The sequence below is a fragment of the Citrobacter sp. Cpo030 genome, assembly GCF_030333005.1.
Lineage (GTDB): Bacteria > Pseudomonadota > Gammaproteobacteria > Enterobacterales > Enterobacteriaceae > Citrobacter > Citrobacter portucalensis.
In genome coordinates this window covers 124,116-142,516 of the sequence record NZ_JAOWGT010000050.1, presented here as the reverse complement: position 1 = coordinate 142,516, position 18,401 = coordinate 124,116, and the positions used below count along the sequence as shown (strand labels likewise).

Sequence of the window (18,401 nt, the reverse complement as noted above, 5' to 3'; positions counted from 1 at the left end):
GGAGCCGATCACGCGCAACGGTCATTCCTGAACTAAGGTTTTCTCATGGTAAATGCCGCTACTTCGGCACGCCGCTAAGGAGATTAACCGATGATAACGCCAGCAACTCGCCATCCTGGCCTGCTCTCTGTTGCAATAAAACTGACGCTCGCAAGCACCTTTTTTGCCCTTTCCTCTTTTACCGTCAACGCCGAGGACGCACCAGCCGCTACGCCTGCGCCGCCTGATATTCTGCTTGGTCCCCTGTTTAACGATGTACAAACAGCAAAACTGTTTCCTGACCAGAAAACCTTTGCCGACGCGGTGCCAAACAGCGATCCATTAATGATCCTTGCCGATTACCGGATGCAGAAAAATCAGTCCGGATTCGACTTACGCCATTTTGTGCAAGTGAATTTCACCTTGCCGAAAGACGGCGAGAAATACGTGCCCCCGGCCGGGCAATCACTGCGCGAACATATTGACGGACTGTGGCCAGTACTCACTCGTTCGACCACTACCGCTGAAAAATGGGATTCGCTGCTGCCGCTCCCGGAGCCGTATGTGGTACCTGGCGGGCGTTTTCGCGAAATATATTATTGGGACAGCTATTTCACCATGCTGGGGCTTGCCGAGAGCAATCACTGGGATAAAGTCTCGGACATGGTGGCAAACTTCGCTTACGAGATTGATTCCTGGGGACACATTCCTAACGGCAACCGGACCTACTACCTGAGCCGTTCGCAACCGCCGTTCTTTGCCTTTATGGTTGAACTGCTGGCGCAACACGACGGAAATGATGCGCTGAAAAAATACCTCCCGCAGATGCTCAAAGAGTACAGCTACTGGATGGAGGGCATCGAAACACTCCAGCCCGGTCAGCAAAATAAGCGCGTGGTTAAACTGGATGACAGCACCATTTTGAACCGCTACTGGGATGAGCGCGATTCGCCTCGGCCAGAGTCGTGGGTAGAGGATATTGCCACCGCTAAAAGCAACCCAAACCGCCCGGCCACAGAAATCTACCGCGACCTGCGTTCAGCTGCCGCGTCCGGCTGGGATTTTAGTTCCCGCTGGATGGACAATCCTAATCAGCTGGGCACTCTGCGCACCACCAGCATCGTTCCGGTCGATCTCAATGCGTTGATGTACAAAATGGAAAAAATGATCGCCCTCGCCAGCAAGGCTGCCGGTGATGATGCCAAAGCGGCGCAGTACGATGGCTTCGCTAATGCCCGACAAAAAGGGATCGAGAAGTACCTGTGGAACGACAAAGAAGGCTGGTATGCCGACTACGATCTGAAAAGCCACAAAGTACGCAACCAGCTCACGGCTGCCGCCCTGTTCCCGCTATATGTCAAAGCAGCGGCAAAAGATCGCGCCAGTAAAGTCGCCACGGCCACCCAGGCACATCTGCTGCAACCGGGCGGCCTTGCTACCACGTCGGTGAAAAGCGGCCAGCAGTGGGATGCCCCCAACGGCTGGGCCCCGCTCCAGTGGGTCGCAGCATCCGGGTTACAGAATTACGGTCAGGATAACGTCGCCATGGACGTCACCTGGCGATTCCTCACCAATGTTCAACACACCTACGATCGCGAGAAAAAGCTGGTTGAAAAATATGACGTGAGCACCACTGGAACCGGCGGTGGTGGCGGTGAGTATCCGTTGCAGGATGGTTTCGGCTGGACCAACGGCGTAACGCTGAAAATGCTCGACCTGATTTGCGCCAAAGAAAAACCCTGTGACAACGTACCCGCATCACGACCGACCCCGGCAAGTACAGCGCCAGTCGAGTCTAAAAAACAGACTCAACCGACGCCATAACATCATAGCCTGAGCCGTTTTACTTCCTGAATCCGCGCTTCGTCGCGGATTTTTCTTTCTTATATTTCCCCCTTCCAGCTGTCTCTATGGCCTCTAGCCCTTATGGGGTATCCGGGGTTTTCATCCGTGAGAAATTGATTCTGAACATGTTTTTATTCGCTGTATATGTAAATATATAGCGATTTTGTAACCTTCAGGATACCGATAATGCCACTGACAAGACGGATGTTTGCCCAACTCGTGGCATCTGCACTGCTGCTACGCCATCTTCCCGCGTTTGCTCAAACCTCGCTGACTGTGGCCATTGGAGACTCTCCGAAGCCAGAAACGACCCAACGCGTGGTCAGCGCGGGCGCACCTGCTGACATGCTGCTGCTGGCCGTCGCACCGGAAAAACTGGTGGGGCTTTCCTCCTTTGATTTCTCTCGCCAGACCGCCATCCCGTTTAACGATAACATTCGGACTTTGCCGAAACTCGGCAGGCTGGCGGGGCGCGCCAGCACGCTCTCGCTTGAAGCACTCCTGGCGCTTAAACCTGACCTGGTTATTGACTGCGGTAATGCCGATGAAACCTGGCTTTCTCAGGCCAGACAAGTGAGCGCACAAACACACATTCCCTGGCTGCTGATTAACGGCGAATTGCGCCATACCCCAGAACAGCTGCGCGCAGTCGGTGAAGTATTGGGCGTCGTCTCGCGAACCGCAATGCAGGCCGCGCTGGCCCGTCGATTTATCGATGATGCAATAGCTTTCTCGCATTCACCCGCGGCGAATCTGCGTTTTTATGCCGCGCGCGGTGCCAGAGGACTGGAGACTGGTTTACAAGGTTCTCTGCATACCGAAGCAGCAGAACTATTGGGGTTGCACAATGTGGCGCACATCCCCGGACGACAGGGGCTCACACAGGTCTCAATGGAAAATCTGCTCAGCTGGCAGCCGGATATTATCCTGGTACAGGATGCGGTGACAGCGCAGTTCCTACGAGAAGATCCGGTCTGGCAAGGAGTCAAAGCGGTTGCTGACCGGCGCATTCTGTTTCTCAGCGGTCTGCCGTTTGGCTGGCTGGATGCACCTCCCGGCATCAACCGTTTACTGGGGTTACGCCGCCTGCACGCCTGGCTTGATCCGCAGGTTGAAGCGAGCTTTAAAACCGATATGCAGCGCTACAGCGAACTGTTCTGGCATACCACGCTCAGCGATGCACAGTATCAACGGCTGGTGGCCGCCTGATGAGAACATCTACCCTCGGTTTTCTGATGATTGCAGCGGTGGTGCTTTGCGCGAGCATCGCTGCGGTATCGGGCGCGTACCGCCTGGATGCACAACAGGTTGTGAATCTTATTACAGGTACTGATGGCGTACCGATGCAGGACAAAATCGTCTTCTGGCAAATCCGCCTGCCGCGCATTCTGGCTGCATTGCTGCTCGGCGCGGCGCTGGCGGGCGCAGGAACCACCTATCAGGGCATGTTCCGCAACCCGCTGGTCTCGCCAGACATTCTCGGCGTGGCGGCGGGTGCGGGTTTAGGTGCCTGTTTAGCAATCCTGTTAGGTTTACCGATCCTGTTCATTCAGCTGTATGCATTCATGGGCGGTTTATTCGTGGTCGCCGGTGTCTGGTTAATTACCCGGCGAGTTAAGCGTCACGACCCGGTGTTAACACTGGTGCTGGTCGGGATTGCGCTGGGTACGGTATGCGGTGCGGGAATTTCACTCATCAAAACGCTGGCCGACCCGTATACCCAACTCCCCTCTATCACTTTCTGGCTGCTTGGCGGTTTATCGACGATCACGCTGCACGACCTGTGGTTCTCGGCACCGCTGATCTTCGCAGGACTCGTCCCGCTATTGCTGCTGCGCTGGCGCATGAACCTGCTCACCCTGTCGGATGATGAAGCACGATCGTTTGGGATCAACGTCTCGCGATTGCGGCTGGGACTGATCGTCTGCGCTACGTTAATCACCGCCTGTACCGTTGCCATCGCGGGCATTATCGGCTGGATTGGGCTGGTTGTACCGCACATCGGCAGACTCCTCAGTGGCAATAACCACCAGCAGTTGCTGCCAGTTTCCATGGGGATCGGCGCCATTTTGCTGCTGCTCACCGATACCCTCGCCCGTACGCTAAGCAGCACGGAAATTCCGCTGGGGATCCTGACTGCATTTATTGGCGCACCGTTCTTTTTGCTGCTTTTGCTACGGGGAAATCGCCCATGACGCTACTGACCGTCCGCCATGCGTCGTTGGGATACCACAGTCACCAGCCCGTGTTACGCGATGTCTCATTTCAGGTTTCGCCCGGCTCCATCTGTTGTCTGATTGGGGCCAACGGCAGTGGAAAAACCACCCTGATGCGCACCATTCTCGGCGTTCTTCCGCCGCTTCACGGTGACATTCTGCTTGATGGCGTCGCCATAAATCATCTCAACGATCGGCAACGCGCCGCCGCTATCGCCTGGGTTCCTCAGGCACATGACGGCGCGTTTGCCTTCACTGCGCTGGACATGGTGATGATGGGGCTGGCCCCGCAATTGGCGGCATTTGTGGTTCCCGGCGCTAAAGAGCGTGAAAATGCGCACCAGCAGATGACGATGCTGGGAATCTCTCACCTGGCGCCCCGACGCTGGAACACGCTGAGCGGCGGAGAGCGGCAACTGGTGTTAATTGCCCGCGCGCTGGCGCAGCGTCCGCGTCTTTTGTTGCTGGATGAACCCGCTTCCAGCCTGGATTTTGGGCATCAAATCCGTCTGCTCGACACGCTAGTGACGCTGAAAAACTCGGGTATGGCCCTGCTGATGTCGACCCATCATCCGTTGCACGCCCGGGCAATCGCCGACAGCGTGGTACGCGTTGAACCGAACGGTGCAGTGTCGCAGGGGCTTCCTGAACAGCAGCTAGCCACCGATCGTCTGGCAGCGCTGTATCGCGTTACACCGTCACAAATCGCCCATCACCTCTTTGGCTCACACAACTAAGGAATAAGAATGCTCATTGACGACATTGATTTTGCCGATCTTTACCGTAAACAGTTACAGCTGGCGAACAGAACCGAGAAAAAACCGGAGCACTGGGATAAGCGTGCGGAAAAAATGGCAGAGAATTGCGCCTCATTAACCGACAGCTATCTGCTACAGCTGTTGGGAAAAATCGACCTGAAAGGGGCGGAGTCGCTGTTTGATATGGGCTGCGGTCCCGGTACGGTTTCGCTGGCGTTGGCTAAAAAGATGCCAATAGTTTACGGAGTAGATTACAGCCAGGGAATGCTGAGCGTAGCTGCCCGCCGCGCTGCGCAAATGAACGCCCGTCACGTACAGTGGGTGCAGCGGGCCTGGGAGGAACACTGGGATGATTTACCCCAGTGCGATATCGCCGTCGCTTCGCGCTCTACGCTGGTTGCCGATATGCGCCAGGCGATGACCAAACTGAATAATCAGGCCCGACTGCGGGTTTACACCACTCATCTCGTCAGTTCATCTTTCGTTTCCCCCACCATTCAGCGTGCACTGGGTCGCGAAGTGATTGAGCTTCCCAACTATATCTATGCGCTTAATGTCCTGTATCAGATGGGGATCCACGCGCATGTTGATTTTATCCGCGGACCCAACTGCCAGCAGGACAACAGTACCTGGACGCGTTTTCTGGAAAACGTGCGCTGGAGTATGGGTGAACTGAGCGCCGACGAGGTCGAACGTCTGGAAACCTGGTATCAACAGCAGGATCCACGCACGATTGCCCCCGCCAGCCGTGACTGGGCGCTTATCTGGTGGGACAGCGTTCCGCGGGAGGCACTGCAATGATCTACTTTTCGCAGGCGCAAACCGACGCGCTGCTGCTGGAAGATATTCAGGGCGGCGACCTGACTACCCGCGCGTTGGGTATTGGCGCACAGCCGGGCGTTATGGAATTTTACCATCGCCAGGGCGGGTGCGTTAGCGGCACCGCCGTTGCCAGGCAAATGCTCGCCTCATTAGGGCTGACCATCAGCGACATGGTTGCCGATGGTGAACAGGTAAGTGCAGGACAGCGATTGATTTGCGCACATGGGAATGCGGCGGCGCTGCATCAGGGCTGGAAAGCGGTACAAAATGTCCTGGAATGGAGCTGCGGGGTTTCGGGCTATCTTGAGAGCATGTTGAGCCAACTGCGCCAACGCTATCCTGATGGGCAGATTGCCTGCACCCGCAAAGCCATTCCCGGCACGCGTTTGTTGGCGACTCAGGCAATACTCGCCGCGGGAGGCATTATCCATCGCGGAGGATGCGCCGAAACGGTACTGCTGTTTGCTAATCACCGCCATTTTCTTACCAATCCAAACGACTGGTCAGGTGCGATTGCGCGCTTACGCAGCCATGCGCCAGAAAAAAAGATCGTGGTTGAAGCAGATACGCCAGATGAGGCATTAGCCGCGCTACGCGCCGCGCCCGATGTCCTGCAACTCGACAAATTTACCCCTGAGCAAGCAACAGAAATTGTCCGCCAGGCCCCTTCTCTGGCCCCCCATTGTACGCTGGCGCTGACTGGCGGCATTACCCTCGCCTCGCTGGCGAGTTATCTCGACTGTGGCATCAGACTTTTCATCACTTCCGCGCCTTACTACGCTCCGCCTGCGGATATCAAAGTTAGCCTGAGCCCGGACACACGTGGCATATAACATTAATAAATGGACTAAAAATAATGAATTTCAACAAAAGTTGTCTTTACACAGCCCTGTCGTTTGCTTTCGCGCACAGTGCTTTTGCTGGGCAGGAAAGCGAAACCATGACCGTCTGGTCAAGCCCGGCCTCCGCGGCAACCACTACGGTTCTCGGCCAGGAAACGATGCAGCAACTGGATAAGCAAAACGTGGCGCAGGCGCTGAGCGTTGTCCCCGGCGTCGTGCTGCAAAAGTCAGGCAACCGCAATGAGCAGCAGGTGAAAGTCCGCGGTTTTGACAGCCGTCAGGTTCCCGTCTATTTTGACGGCGTGCCGGTATACATCCCCTATGACGGCAACCTCGATTTAGGCCGTTTTCTGACCTCCGATATCGCTTCGGTTGAAGTATCCAAAGGCTACTCGTCTCTGCTACAAGGGCCGAACCAGATGGGCGGCGCCATCAATATCACCACCAAAAGACCTACCAAACCGATTGAAGGCAGCATTGGCTATCGCCAGGGCTGGAGTCGTAGCAAAGACAATGCCCACGATATGCACGCTTCATTTGGCGCCAGCAACGATCTCGGCTACATCCAGCTCAGTGGCAGTCAGTTGAAGCAGGATTTCCTTGGGTTACCGCACGGCGTGGACAACCCTGTTGCGGGCAGCAACGGCAAAATGATCAACTCCTCTGCCGATGACAAACGCGGCATCGTGAAGCTGGGCTTTACCCCACGTGGTGATGACGAATATGTGCTGACCTATATTAATCAGGACGGTGAAAAAGATAACCCGCCGTACGCTGGAACCAGCAGTCAGAAATCACGCTACTGGCAATGGCCACAGTACGATAAAGAGAGCTATTACTATCAGGGCACTACCCATCTGGGCGACCGTTTTACCCTGAAAAGCCGTCTGTATCGCGATACCTTTGAAAATACGTTGATGATGTACAACTCGCTTGCCGATCTGAAAAACAAAAAAGGCAGCTACAGTCATTATTCAGACTATAGCGATGGAGCTGGTCTGCAGCTCGCTGCGGATATGCGTGAAAACGACCAGCTCTCTTTCGCAGTGAACTGGAAGGATGATGTTCACCGCGAGAAAGGCGCACCTAATGCGGCTTACGACCGTTACGAAGACCGCACCTGGTCTGTTGCCAGTGAATATCAGTGGGCAGCGGCGGATAATGTCGATGTAGTGGCGGGAATAAGTTATGACTGGCGCGACAGTCTGGAAGGCATGAAGCACGAGAAAAATGGCAGCGTCACCCACTATGATGACAACAATCAGTCAGCTTTCAACTGGCAGATGATGACCAAATATCACTTCGATAATGCTGACACATTAGCGCTGTCCTACTCTGACAGAACGCGTTTCCCGACGTTGAAAGAGCGCTACACCACCTCGAAACCGGCCTATAACCAGGTGGCGCTGGTCAATCCGCAGCTTAAACCGGAACGCGCTCGCAGCGTGGATCTGACCTGGAATGGTTCACTTGGCAAAGACTGGGGATTCGAAGCCAGCGTCTATTACAATCGCATCAGCGATGCCATTCTTTCGCACAATATTGATGCCGATACCATCCAGAATCAGAACAGCGGCCGGGTGGATTACACCGGTCTGGATGCAGGCGTTAAAGGTAAAGTCTTTGATATGCTGGATGTTGGGCTGAGCTATGGCCTGATTCATGCGGATGTCAAACGCAGAGACATCGGCAAAATAACCGATTTGCCGACGCAAACCCTCACCGCATGGATGACGCTGAAACCGTGGGATCCGTTGAGCATTACGCTGTCTGAAGAGGCCCGCTCATCGAGCTATAGCAATAGCGACGGCTCGCAGAAAGCCGCAGGTTTCGCCATTACCCATTTACGCGCCGACTACGCCATCGGTCACGGGTTTAGCGTCAACGCTTCGGTCAATAACCTGTTCGATACACAATACGTGTACAGCGAAGGATTTATCGAAGAAGGCCGTAATTACTGGGCTGGGATTGAGTACCAGTTCTGACTTAGCCATATAGAGAAACGGCCCCCACAGGGGCCGTTCGATTAATCTCGTCGTACAAGCCGGAAGACACCCAGCACAACAATCGCGCCGACCACGGCCACCAGGAAGCTGTGGAGATTAAACCCGCTGACATCGCCGCCAATACCAAACATCGTTGCCAGCCATCCACCGACCACAGCACCGACGACACCCAGAATACAGGTCAGGATAAATCCCCCGCCATCGCGCCCCGGCATAATCAGTTTGGCGATAACCCCCGCAATCAGACCAAAAATAATCCAGGCAATAATTCCCATTTTCAGGCCCTCTTTCCAGTGAACGCACGCGCAAGACATTCCTGCGCCAGCACTTAAAGTATAGGCAAGCCGTCGCGACATGCTTTTATCACGCAGACTTAATTCATTGGGTTTGGTAAAAAATTTCATCCATTTGTATTAAGTTCCGTCGATTGATGCCGATAACCCAACGACAAACCAGGCATCCAGGAGTCATTAGGTGTGAGTAACTACAATGAGCAGTTCCTGAAGCAAAATCCGTTAGCGGTGTTAGGTGTACTTCGGGACTTAAAGTCGCAGCAGGTTCCACTGCGTATCTCCTGGTCGGGCGGCCAGTTCATCAGCAAAGTTCTGGCCGTCAGCCCGGACGAGCTGGTCATGGATTTTGGCAGCCAGGAATATGAAAACCAGGCCGTACAGCGGGCCAGCCAGATCTCGATTATCGCCGAAACGCAGGGAGCCAAAGTAGAATTCACCCTGCCACAGCTGAAAAAAGGCGAGTATCAGCAACTGCCGGCGTTTATTTCATCCTTGCCGCCTTCTCTGTGGTTTGTGCAGCGTCGCGAATATTTCCGCATCGGCGCTCCGCTGCACCCTCCCTATCGCTGCACGGCAAAAATGCCGGACAACAGCACGCTGTGCTTTCGCTTATTCGATTTATCGCTTGGCGGTATGGGCGGGCTGTTAGAAACGGCAAAACCAGAAGGACTGGTAGAAGGTATACGCTTCGCGCAGGTTGAACTGAATATGGAGCAATGGGGGGTGTATCACGTTGACGCCCAGCTCATTTCCATTAGCGAGCGCAAAGTTATCGACAGCAAAAACGAAACCATTACCACTCCCCGCCTGAGCTTTCGTTTTCTCAACGTCGGCCCGGCGGTGGAGCGGAACTTACAGCGGATTATTTTTTCCCTTGAACGCGAGGCCCGGGAAAAATCGAATAAGGTGCGCGAGTAAACTCACACGAACTACATCACATCCAGCGCTTGTTGAAGCTTCCAGATATAGCGCGGGGCCTGCGGCGCCGGATGATTGTCCGCAACATGTTCAATAAATTCATCCGGGCTGAGATCGTTGATCTTATTGATGGCTTTCTTCCTGTCGGAAGAGAACGTTCGCAGCAATGCGCCCGCGCCGTTGGCGTACGATACTACCAGCGCATACTGCATCACCTGCGGATCTTCAATCCCGGCCAGCGGCCCGGTTTCGAGAATACTCAGGTATGCGGCCCCCATGGAGATATTGCGTTCGGGGTTTTTCAACTCGCTGGTCGACGGCTCTCCGCTCCAACCCATGCGGCGATAAACATCGCGTCCTGAAGTTGAGGCTTTCAACTGCATCAGACCAATCGCATTGGACTTACTGACCGCATTCGGATTTCCGCCTGATTCAATGGCAATAATAGCGGTAATCAATTGTGGACTGACACCCCAGGCCGCACCGGCTTTTTCACTGATCGGCATCCATTGCATTGCGCGTTTAACCGGAACTTCAGCATTCCACGGCGGGTTTTTGTAATCATGTTTTGAACTACAGCCCGCAAGTAATACAGCCAAAAAAGCAAACCATCTCAATTTCACGTCATCTATCCTTATAGCCGGAACCTGTCGCTGAGGTGACAACGACATACCTACGCGGCATGATATACATTTGGTTTTAGTTGTAGCAAGGAAATGCCATGTCCCGGTTTCACTTAATTGCCCCGTCGGGCTACTGTATCAATCAGCAGGCTGCCTTACGTGGGCTTGCGCGTCTTACTGAGGCCGGTCATCAGGTCGACAATTCAGCAGTCATTGCGCGCCGCTGCCAGCGTTTTGCAGGTACAGAGGCAGAAAGGCTCGCTGATGTTAACTCACTCGTTAATCTGAAAACCCCCGATACTATTGTGATGGCGGTACGCGGCGGCTATGGCGCGAGCCGTTTACTGGCAGAAATTGACTGGCAGGGGCTGGCAGCCCGCCAGCAACAAGATCCGTTACTGCTGTGCGGACACAGCGATTTTACGGCGATCCAGTGTGGTCTGCTGGCACAGGGGAATGTGATTAGCTTCAGCGGCCCGATGCTGGCGGCGAACTTCGGCGCCGAAGAAATGAACGCATTCACCGAGTACCATTTCTGGCAGGCTTTGCGTAATGCCCAATTTACCCTCGAATGGCAGGGTGAGGGTCCGCAGTGCGCAACTGAAGGTACACTGTGGGGCGGAAATCTGGCGATGATCATTTCGCTGATGGGTACACCGTGGATGCCGGCTATCAAAAACGGCATTTTGGTGCTGGAAGACATTAACGAGCATCCATTCCGTGTCGAGCGTATGCTGCTGCAGCTGTACCACGCCGGAATACTGGCCCAGCAAAACGCCATTATTCTTGGCAGTTTTAGCGGTAGCGCACCCAATGATTACGATGCCGGTTACAATCTTGATTCAGTTTGTGATTTTCTGCGCGCCAGATTATCAGTACCGTTGATCTGCGGCCTCGATTTTGGCCATGAACAACGCACTGTCACCTTGCCTTTGGGAGCCAATGCGGTGCTGAAAAATGATAAAAACGGCACTCAGCTCACCTTAAGTGGGCATCCGGTACTAAAATCGTAAAAAAAGCGGCTAATAGGGCTAAGTAAAACGCTGTTTCTGTCGTTATTATGGTAGGGTTTATTAATACGAAACAGCGTAATTCAGGAGTAACCGAACGTTGGATGCCGCAGCAATTATTAGCCTTTTTATTTTGGGTTCCGTTCTCGTCACCTGCAGTATCTTACTCAGTTCATTCTCATCACGTCTCGGTATCCCAATTCTGGTGATATTTCTCGCTATCGGTATGTTAGCGGGCGTGGATGGTATAGGCGGCATACCTTTCGATAACTATCCATTCGCCTACATGGTGAGTAACCTGGCACTGGCGGTTATCCTGCTCGACGGCGGGATGCGAACTCAGGCCAGCTCTTTTCGCGTTGCGTTAGGCCCGGCGCTATCGTTGGCGACGGTCGGTGTGCTGATTACTTCCGGACTCACCGGCATGATGGCCGCGTGGCTGTTTCATCTGGATCTTATCGAAGGACTCCTGATTGGCGCGATTGTTGGTTCAACCGACGCCGCGGCGGTCTTTTCCCTGCTTGGCGGTAAGGGGCTTAACGAACGCGTTGGCTCTACGCTGGAAATTGAATCCGGCAGTAATGACCCGATGGCCGTGTTTTTGACCATCACGCTCATCGCCATGATCCAAAACCACGAGACCGGTTTAAGCTGGATGTTCGCGGTGCACATTATCCAGCAGTTTGGCTTAGGCATCATTATCGGTCTTGGCGGTGGATATATGCTCCAGCAGATGATTAACCGCATTTCGCTGCCTGCCGGACTGTATCCGCTATTGGCGTTAAGCGGTGGGATCCTGATTTTTGCCCTGACCACTGCGCTGGAAGGCAGCGGTATTCTGGCGGTTTATCTGTGTGGTTTCCTGCTGGGTAATCGCCCTATTCGCAACCGGTTTGGCATTCTGCAAAACTTCGACGGTCTGGCCTGGCTGGCGCAAATCGCCATGTTCCTGGTGCTCGGACTGCTGGTTACGCCATCCGACCTGCTGCCTATCGCAATCCCGGCACTGATTTTGTCTGCGTGGATGATATTCATTGCCCGCCCGCTTTCGGTCTTCGCGGGACTGCTGCCGTTTCGTGGCTTTAATCTGCGCGAGCGCATTTTCATCAGTTGGGTGGGTCTGCGCGGTGCGGTACCCATCATCCTCGCCGTCTTCCCAATGATGGCGGGTCTGGAGAACGCGCGCCTGTTCTTTAACGTCGCCTTCTTCGTGGTACTTATCTCGTTGCTGTTTCAGGGAACGTCGCTTTCATGGGCTGCTAAAAAAGCCAAAGTGGTGGTCCCTCCCGTCGGCTGGCCCGTGTCGCGCATTGGTCTGGATATTCATCCGGATAACCCGTGGGAGCAGTTTGTTTATCAGCTCAGCGCGGATAAGTGGTGTGTGGGCGCCGCACTGCGCGACCTGCATATGCCGGAAGAAACGCGAATAGCCGCCCTGTTTCGTGACAACGTGCTGTTTCACCCCTCCGGCAGTACGCGTCTTCGCGAAGGCGATGTATTGTGTGTTATTGGCCGCGAGCGCGATCTCCCGGCACTCGGCAAGCTGTTCAGCCAGTCACCACCGGTGTCTTTAGACCAGCGCTTCTTCGGCGATTTTATTCTTGAAGCCAGCGCGAAATACGCCGATGTGGCGCTAATTTATGGCCTGGACGATGGCACAGAGTATCGTGATAAGCAGCAAACGCTGGGTGAAATTGTCCAGCATCTGCTTGGTGCCGCGCCCGTCGTCGGTGACCAGGTGGAATTCGCTGGTATGATCTGGACGGTGGCCGAGAAGGAAGATAATGCAGTACTGAAGGTCGGTGTTCGCGTTGCTGAAGATGAGGATGAGTAAAGCGGATATTTTTTTGCCGGGTGGCGGCTGCGCCTTACCCGGCAAAAAAAATGCACTGCCTCTGTAGGCCTGATAAACGCAGCAGCATCAGGCAATTTTATATAAAGTTACACCGTCACAACTGGCACGCGCAGCGCCAGTGAACACATTAACTCGTAGCCTACCGTACCTGCGGCGGTGGCCACATCGTCAATTTTAATCTCTTTGCCCCACAGCTCTACCGGCGTCCCGATCCCTGCCTGCGGGCACGGCGTCAGATCTACCGCCAGCATATCCATTGAGACTGTCCCCACCGTCCCGGTACGTACACCGTCCACCAGCACCGGGGTTCCGCTTGGCGCATGGCGCGGATAACCATCTGCATAACCGGTCGCTACAATGCCAATACGCTGTTCGCCGCTGGCAGTGTAACGGCCACCGTAACCCACCCGATCGCCAGCTTTCAGCGTTTGTATGCCGATTATCTCGCTGCTCAGAGTCATCACTGGCTTCAGGCCGGTGTTGGCGATGTCCCGCCATTGTCCCGAAGGCGACGCGCCATACAAAATAATGCCCGGACGAACCCAGTCATAATGCGCTTCAGGGTGCCACAGCGTGGCGGCCGAATTCGACAGCGATCGTCTGCACTCCAGCCCTTCAGTTGCCTGCGCAATACGCGCCATAGCTTCCTGAATACCTTCCGGGTGCTCTGCATCGGCAAAATGCGACATCAGCGTCATTTCACCGACGTTGGGCATCGCCCGCAGCTGTTGCCAGACCGTGGGAACTCTTTCCGGTAAAAACCCAAGCCGGTTCATACCACTGTTCACCTTCAGGTAAACATCGAGCGGTGCCTTCAGGCGCGCATTCTGCAATGCTTTTAGCTGCCAGTTACTGTGTACACAGGTGGTTAGTCGATAATTGTCATATACAGTCAGGTCTTCAGCGTGGAAAAACCCCTCCAGCATGAGTATCGGGCCTTTCCATCCACGCTCGCGTAGGGTTATCGCCTCTTCAAGATTGAGCATGGCAAAACCATCGGTTGTGCCCAACGCATTCCAGACGCGTTCAATACCGTGTCCATACGCATTGGCTTTTACCACCGACCAGACGCGGGCGTCCGGCGCGGCCTGACGAGTAATGGTCAGATTTTGTTTCAACGCCTGCAGGTCAATGCTGGCCAGTATCGGGCGGGTCATCTCACGTCCTTATCAGTTATGTGCGCCATGTAAATGCCGTGGACGAGAGGGGGTAAACCCCGGACTGTAACGCGCCACGCTCAGATCGTCATAAGGTATGGCTGGCGTGCGGCCAGAAAGGATATCGCTCAGCAGCTGACCGGAGCCGCAGGCCATGGTCCAACCCAGCGTGCCGTGGCCGGTATTGAGCAGCAGATTCTTAAAGCGGGTGCGCCCCACCACCGGCGTTCCGTCCGGCGTCATCGGACGCAGTCCGGTCCAGAAGGTTGCCTGCTCCACATGACCGCCGCGCGGGAAGAGATCGCGTACGACCATTTCCAGCGTTTCACGACGAGGTTGTAGCAGTTCTGTATTAAAGCCGACAATCTCCGCCATACCGCCTACGCGAATACGATTGTCAAAGCGGGTAATAGCGATTTTGTAGGTTTCATCAAGGATAGTAGAAACCGGCGCACCGTCGTCTTGCGCCACCGGAATGGTCAACGAATAGCCTTTGAGCGGATAGACCGGGATATCAACGATCCCTTTCAGCATTGCCGTGGAGTACGAACCAAACGCCATCACATAGGCATCGGCTTTAACTATCTCTTCGCCGCACTGGACGCCATAAATCTGCTCACCATCGCTCAGCAGCTTATCGACCGGGGTATTAAAGCGGAACTTAACGCCTGCCTGCTCCGCCATCTGCGCCAGACGCTGGGTAAACAGCTGGCAGTCGCCGGTTTCATCATTCGGTAAGCGCAGACCACCGGTCAGTTTGTGCGCCACTTCTGCCAGTGCGGGTTCGACTTCCGCCAGACGGTTTGCTTCCAGCAGTTGATATGGCACGCCAGCGTCTTCGAGCACGGCGATGTCGCGAGTGGCGTTCTCATACTGTTGGGCAGTACGGAAAAGTTGCAGGGTTCCGCCCTGACGTCCTTCGTACTCGATACCGGTAGAGGCGCGCAGCGCTTTCAGGCAATCACGGCTGTATTCCGCCAGCCGCACCATGCGTCCTTTATTTTCCATATAGTGGCTGGTGTCGCAGTTGCGCAGCATCTGCCACATCCATTTCAACTGGAACTGGGTTCCGTCAAGACGGACGGCCAGCGGAGCGTGGCGCTGAAACATCCACTTAATTGCTTTTAGCGGTACGCCTGGTGCCGCCCATGGTGCTGCATAACCTGGAGAGATTTGCCCCGCGTTCGCCGCACTGGTTTCCAGTGCCGGACCGGGCTCACGATCAATGACGGTGACATCGTGTCCAGCCTGACTTAAGTACCAGGCGCTGGTCACGCCAACGACACCACTTCCCAGTATGACAACTCGCATAGCCACTCCGTTAACAGTAAAAGAACAATCATCTAATTACATCTTGATAACTCAGTTGAAAATATTATTCAACATATGGCTTTTTTATGGTGACTTACCTCACATATAGCGGTGATGGCTGGGGACTCTCCGCTTTGGCATCTCCTGCTGTGCGTTATTTTTATCCAGCATAAAATTTTGCGGCCATGCCATTTTTCGACGCCTCGCTAACGTGAAATCGCAAAGAAAAAATTTCTGCCGCAGCACGTTTTTTAACACCATGATCTATGCTTGACATGAGGTACTCCAGACAGAGAGTGCCGCCAACAATGAGGGTGCGCGAATGGCTACGATTGATTCCATGAACAAGGACAGCACACGGTTAAGCGATGGACCCGATTGGACGTTTGATCTGCTGGATGTCTATCTGGCAGAGATAGACCGCGTGGCGAAACTCTACAGGCTAGACACCTACCCGCACCAAATCGAGGTGATCACCTCCGAACAGATGATGGACGCTTACTCCAGCGTCGGGATGCCGATCAACTATCCTCACTGGTCGTTTGGTAAAAAGTTTATTGAAACCGAGCGCTTGTATAAACATGGTCAGCAGGGGCTGGCCTATGAGATCGTTATCAACTCCAATCCGTGTATCGCGTATCTGATGGAGGAGAACACCATCACCATGCAGGCGCTGGTGATGGCGCATGCCTGCTACGGACACAACTCCTTCTTCAAAAACAACTACCTGTTCCGAAGCTGGACGGATGCCAGTTCCATTGTCGATTACCTGATCTTCGCGCGAAACTATATAACCCAGTGTGAAGAGCGTTACGGCGTGGATGAAGTCGAAAAGCTGCTCGACTCCTGCCATGCGCTGATGAACTATGGCGTTGACCGTTACAAACGCCCGCAAAAAATCTCCCTACAGGAAGAGAAAGCCCGTCAGAAAAGCCGTGAAGAGTATCTGCAAAGCCAGGTGAATATGTTGTGGCGCACGCTGCCGAAGAAAGAGGAAGAGAAAACCGTGGCGGAAGCCCGCCGTTATCCCTCTGAGCCACAGGAAAACCTGCTGTACTTCATGGAGAAGAACGCCCCGCTGCTGGAGTCCTGGCAACGCGAGGTGTTGCGCATTGTACGCAAGGTCAGCCAGTATTTTTATCCGCAGAAACAGACGCAGGTGATGAACGAAGGCTGGGCCACTTTCTGGCATTACACCATCCTGAACCACCTTTATGATGAGGGTAAAGTCACCGAACGGTTTATGCTGGAGTTTCTGCATAGCCATACCAATGTGGTATTTCAGCCGCCCTACAACAGCCCGTGGTATAGCGGGATAAACCCTTATGCCCTGGGGTTTGCCATGTTCCAGGATATCAAACGTATTTGTCAGTCGCCGACCGAGGAGGACAAATACTGGTTCCCGGACATAGCGGGTTCTGACTGGCTGGAAACCCTGCATTTCGCGATGCGCGATTTCAAAGATGAGAGCTTTATCAGCCAGTTCCTGTCACCAAAGGTGATGCGTGATTTCCGTCTGTTCACCGTGCTGGATGACGATCGTCACAACTACCTGGAGATATCTGCGATTCATAATGAGGAAGGATATCGTGAGATCCGCAACAGGTTGTCGTCGCAATACAACCTCAGCAACCTGGAGCCGAATATTCAAATCTGGAACGTCGATCTGCGTGGCGACCGTTCGCTCACCTTACGCTATATTCCGCATAACCGCGCGCCGCTGGATAAAGGACGCAAAGAAGTGCTCAAGCACGTACACCGGCTTTGGGGTTTTGACGTGATGCTGGAGCAACAGAATGAAGATGGCAGCGTGGAGCTGTTGGAGCGTTGCCCGCCAAGGATGAACGGTCTGTAAATCTTATTACCGGAGGCGGTGTAAACACCATATCCGGCCTACGAAGTGCACGTATTGTAGGCCGGATAAGACGCTTTGGCGTCGCCATCCGGCATGGAGCGATTAACGGCCCTGAATAGCTAAGTCGCCCGGCAGGCTCTTTTGCATGCGATGCCAAATTTCGCCGCTGTCGTGACCATAGCGGCGCACCGTTTCATACACCTGCTCATGAGCGCCCTGCTCGCAGAGTTCTGACAGTTTACGGTAGAAGCTCAGCGCCAGCGCGCGCGCTTCCGGATTGGCAAAATAATGACGACCAATGCGGGTATATAATCCTTTCATACCATTAAGGATCAAACCGTAAATCGGATTGCCGGAGGCAAATGCCAGACCGCGAAAAATGTTATAATCCAGATCGGCAAATGCGTCAGCGTGGTCAGCCACCTGATTTGCCGTCGCCAGAACCTCCTGCGCTTTATCAGGATGCTGGCGAAACGCAGTACGAACAAAGATCGTCGAAATATTGGTACGCACAGACAGCAGATTATCAATCAACTGCGGGACACTCTCGTGATCGAGACGCGCCAGCGTTTCAAGAATATTCAGCCCGGAGGTTTCCCAGAAGTTATTCACCTTCGTCGGTTTGCCGTGTTGAATGGTCAACCAGCCATCTCGCGCCAGACGCTGCAATACTTCGCGTAGCGTGGTACGTGTCACCCCAATAAGTTCGGAGAGTTCACGTTCAGCGGGCAAAATAGTGCCAGGTGGGAAGCGGTTATTCCAGATACTTTCAATGATGTACTCTTCCGCGAACCCAGCCGGGCTTTGCGCCTTAATGACCATAGTAAAAATTCCATTACACAGCAAAACATAGTTACACACATCATACCAGATGGGTATCTTAGCTGATAGCTGACGCAATGAAGAAAAAG

General features: G+C 54.1%; 15 protein-coding genes and 2 pseudogenes. 11 read left to right on the top strand and 6 right to left on the bottom strand.

The genetic code is table 11. The features are described 5' to 3' along the window. The first annotated feature begins 90 nt into the window (after positions 1 to 90). The 7 genes from OGY37_RS08540 to OGY37_RS08510 all read left to right on the top strand — a co-directional run bounded on the left by OGY37_RS08540 (position 91) and on the right by OGY37_RS08510 (position 8,447). Positions 91 to 1,803 carry an alpha,alpha-trehalase gene (locus OGY37_RS08540; protein ID WP_286620561.1) on the top strand — a complete coding sequence of 571 codons (1,713 nt, stop codon included), beginning with the start codon at positions 91 to 93 and terminating at the stop codon, positions 1,801 to 1,803. Between the two features lie 207 nt (positions 1,804 to 2,010). After that, positions 2,011 to 3,033, top strand: coding sequence for an ABC transporter substrate-binding protein (locus OGY37_RS08535; RefSeq protein WP_286620559.1), 1,023 nt, complete (start codon positions 2,011 to 2,013; stop codon positions 3,031 to 3,033). A gap of 26 nt (positions 3,034 to 3,059) precedes the next feature. After that, entirely contained in the window at positions 3,060 to 4,019 is a 960-nt protein-coding gene (locus OGY37_RS08530) for a FecCD family ABC transporter permease (protein ID WP_410743355.1), read from the top strand. Beyond that, complete coding sequence (locus OGY37_RS08525) at positions 4,016 to 4,777, top strand: ABC transporter ATP-binding protein (RefSeq protein ID WP_286620556.1); 762 nt, start codon at positions 4,016 to 4,018, stop codon at positions 4,775 to 4,777. Before OGY37_RS08530 ends, OGY37_RS08525 begins: the two co-directional genes overlap by 4 nt. Positions 4,778 to 4,786: 9 nt before the next feature. Then, the gene (locus tag OGY37_RS08520) at positions 4,787 to 5,599 is read left to right on the top strand and encodes a class I SAM-dependent methyltransferase (protein WP_063940854.1); all 813 of its coding nucleotides are present in this window, start codon (positions 4,787 to 4,789) and stop codon (positions 5,597 to 5,599) included. Further along, a complete protein-coding gene (modD, locus tag OGY37_RS08515; RefSeq protein WP_191235519.1) occupies positions 5,596 to 6,453 on the top strand; it encodes a ModD protein in 858 nt (285 codons plus the stop codon). The genes OGY37_RS08520 and modD overlap by 4 nt, the downstream gene beginning before the upstream one ends. Positions 6,454 to 6,476: 23 nt before the next feature. Continuing rightward, the gene (locus tag OGY37_RS08510; protein ID WP_286620553.1) at positions 6,477 to 8,447 is read left to right on the top strand and encodes a TonB-dependent receptor plug domain-containing protein; all 1,971 of its coding nucleotides are present in this window, start codon (positions 6,477 to 6,479) and stop codon (positions 8,445 to 8,447) included. 41 nt (positions 8,448 to 8,488) lie between these two features. Here the strand turns inward: OGY37_RS08510 and OGY37_RS08505 are convergent, their stop codons facing one another. After that, entirely contained in the window at positions 8,489 to 8,743 is a 255-nt protein-coding gene (locus OGY37_RS08505) for a GlsB/YeaQ/YmgE family stress response membrane protein (protein WP_003020908.1), read from the bottom strand. A gap of 201 nt (positions 8,744 to 8,944) precedes the next feature. On the opposite strand from OGY37_RS08505, the gene ycgR reads away from it, so the two are divergent. After that, positions 8,945 to 9,679: a flagellar brake protein YcgR gene (gene ycgR / locus OGY37_RS08500; protein WP_003833545.1), complete on the top strand. Its 735-nt coding sequence runs from the start codon at positions 8,945 to 8,947 to the stop codon at positions 9,677 to 9,679. Between the two features lie 11 nt (positions 9,680 to 9,690). Here ycgR and emtA read toward each other — a convergent pair whose 3' ends face one another. Next, entirely contained in the window at positions 9,691 to 10,302 is a 612-nt protein-coding gene (gene emtA / locus OGY37_RS08495) for a membrane-bound lytic murein transglycosylase EmtA (protein WP_286620550.1), read from the bottom strand. A gap of 98 nt (positions 10,303 to 10,400) precedes the next feature. Between emtA and ldcA the strand changes: the two genes are divergently transcribed. Together ldcA and OGY37_RS08485 are read left to right on the top strand one after the other, a co-directional pair. Then, positions 10,401 to 11,315 (top strand): muramoyltetrapeptide carboxypeptidase, encoded by a 915-nt coding sequence (ldcA, locus tag OGY37_RS08490; protein WP_003833548.1) that lies wholly within the window; start codon positions 10,401 to 10,403, stop codon positions 11,313 to 11,315. A 97-nt stretch (positions 11,316 to 11,412) separates the two neighbouring features. Further along, positions 11,413 to 13,128, top strand: a pseudogene (locus tag OGY37_RS08485) (potassium/proton antiporter); the annotation flags it as partial. On the opposite strand, the pseudogene OGY37_RS23485 reads toward OGY37_RS08485, so the two are convergent. The 3 genes and pseudogenes from OGY37_RS23485 to OGY37_RS08475 all read right to left on the bottom strand — a co-directional run. Continuing rightward, positions 13,087 to 13,191, bottom strand: a pseudogene (locus OGY37_RS23485) (hypothetical protein); the annotation flags it as partial. The pseudogenes OGY37_RS08485 and OGY37_RS23485 sit on opposite strands and share 42 nt — an antisense overlap. Positions 13,192 to 13,253: 62 nt before the next feature. Then, positions 13,254 to 14,324, bottom strand: coding sequence for a catabolic alanine racemase DadX (gene dadX, locus OGY37_RS08480; protein ID WP_003833552.1), 1,071 nt, complete (start codon positions 14,322 to 14,324; stop codon positions 13,254 to 13,256). A gap of 12 nt (positions 14,325 to 14,336) precedes the next feature. After that, entirely contained in the window at positions 14,337 to 15,635 is a 1,299-nt protein-coding gene (locus OGY37_RS08475; protein ID WP_003833553.1) for a D-amino acid dehydrogenase, read from the bottom strand. A gap of 322 nt (positions 15,636 to 15,957) precedes the next feature. On the opposite strand from OGY37_RS08475, the gene OGY37_RS08470 reads away from it, so the two are divergent. Then, entirely contained in the window at positions 15,958 to 17,490 is a 1,533-nt protein-coding gene (locus OGY37_RS08470; RefSeq protein ID WP_003833557.1) for a SpoVR family protein, read from the top strand. Between the two features lie 102 nt (positions 17,491 to 17,592). Here OGY37_RS08470 and fadR read toward each other — a convergent pair whose 3' ends face one another. Continuing rightward, a complete protein-coding gene (fadR, locus tag OGY37_RS08465) occupies positions 17,593 to 18,312 on the bottom strand; it encodes a fatty acid metabolism transcriptional regulator FadR (protein WP_003833559.1) in 720 nt (239 codons plus the stop codon). Between the last annotated feature and the right edge of the window lie 89 nt (positions 18,313 to 18,401).

Excerpts from the sequence above, each read along its gene's own strand:
- OGY37_RS08540 (WP_286620561.1), top strand. The coding sequence starts at position 91 with ATGATAACGCCAGCAACTCGCCATCCTGGCCTGCTCTCTGTTGCAATA.
- OGY37_RS08535 (WP_286620559.1), top strand. The coding sequence starts at position 2,011 with ATGCCACTGACAAGACGGATGTTTGCCCAACTCGTGGCATCTGCACTG.
- OGY37_RS08530 (WP_410743355.1), top strand. The coding sequence starts at position 3,060 with ATGATTGCAGCGGTGGTGCTTTGCGCGAGCATCGCTGCGGTATCGGGC.
- OGY37_RS08525 (WP_286620556.1), top strand. The coding sequence starts at position 4,016 with ATGACGCTACTGACCGTCCGCCATGCGTCGTTGGGATACCACAGTCAC.
- OGY37_RS08520 (WP_063940854.1), top strand. The coding sequence starts at position 4,787 with ATGCTCATTGACGACATTGATTTTGCCGATCTTTACCGTAAACAGTTA.
- modD (WP_191235519.1), top strand. The coding sequence starts at position 5,596 with ATGATCTACTTTTCGCAGGCGCAAACCGACGCGCTGCTGCTGGAAGAT.
- OGY37_RS08510 (WP_286620553.1), top strand. The coding sequence starts at position 6,477 with ATGAATTTCAACAAAAGTTGTCTTTACACAGCCCTGTCGTTTGCTTTC.
- OGY37_RS08505 (WP_003020908.1), bottom strand. The coding sequence starts at position 8,743 with ATGGGAATTATTGCCTGGATTATTTTTGGTCTGATTGCGGGGGTTATC.
- ldcA (WP_003833548.1), top strand. The coding sequence starts at position 10,401 with ATGTCCCGGTTTCACTTAATTGCCCCGTCGGGCTACTGTATCAATCAG.
- dadX (WP_003833552.1), bottom strand. The coding sequence starts at position 14,324 with ATGACCCGCCCGATACTGGCCAGCATTGACCTGCAGGCGTTGAAACAA.
- OGY37_RS08475 (WP_003833553.1), bottom strand. The coding sequence starts at position 15,635 with ATGCGAGTTGTCATACTGGGAAGTGGTGTCGTTGGCGTGACCAGCGCC.
- OGY37_RS08470 (WP_003833557.1), top strand. The coding sequence starts at position 15,958 with ATGGCTACGATTGATTCCATGAACAAGGACAGCACACGGTTAAGCGAT.
- fadR (WP_003833559.1), bottom strand. The coding sequence starts at position 18,312 with ATGGTCATTAAGGCGCAAAGCCCGGCTGGGTTCGCGGAAGAGTACATC.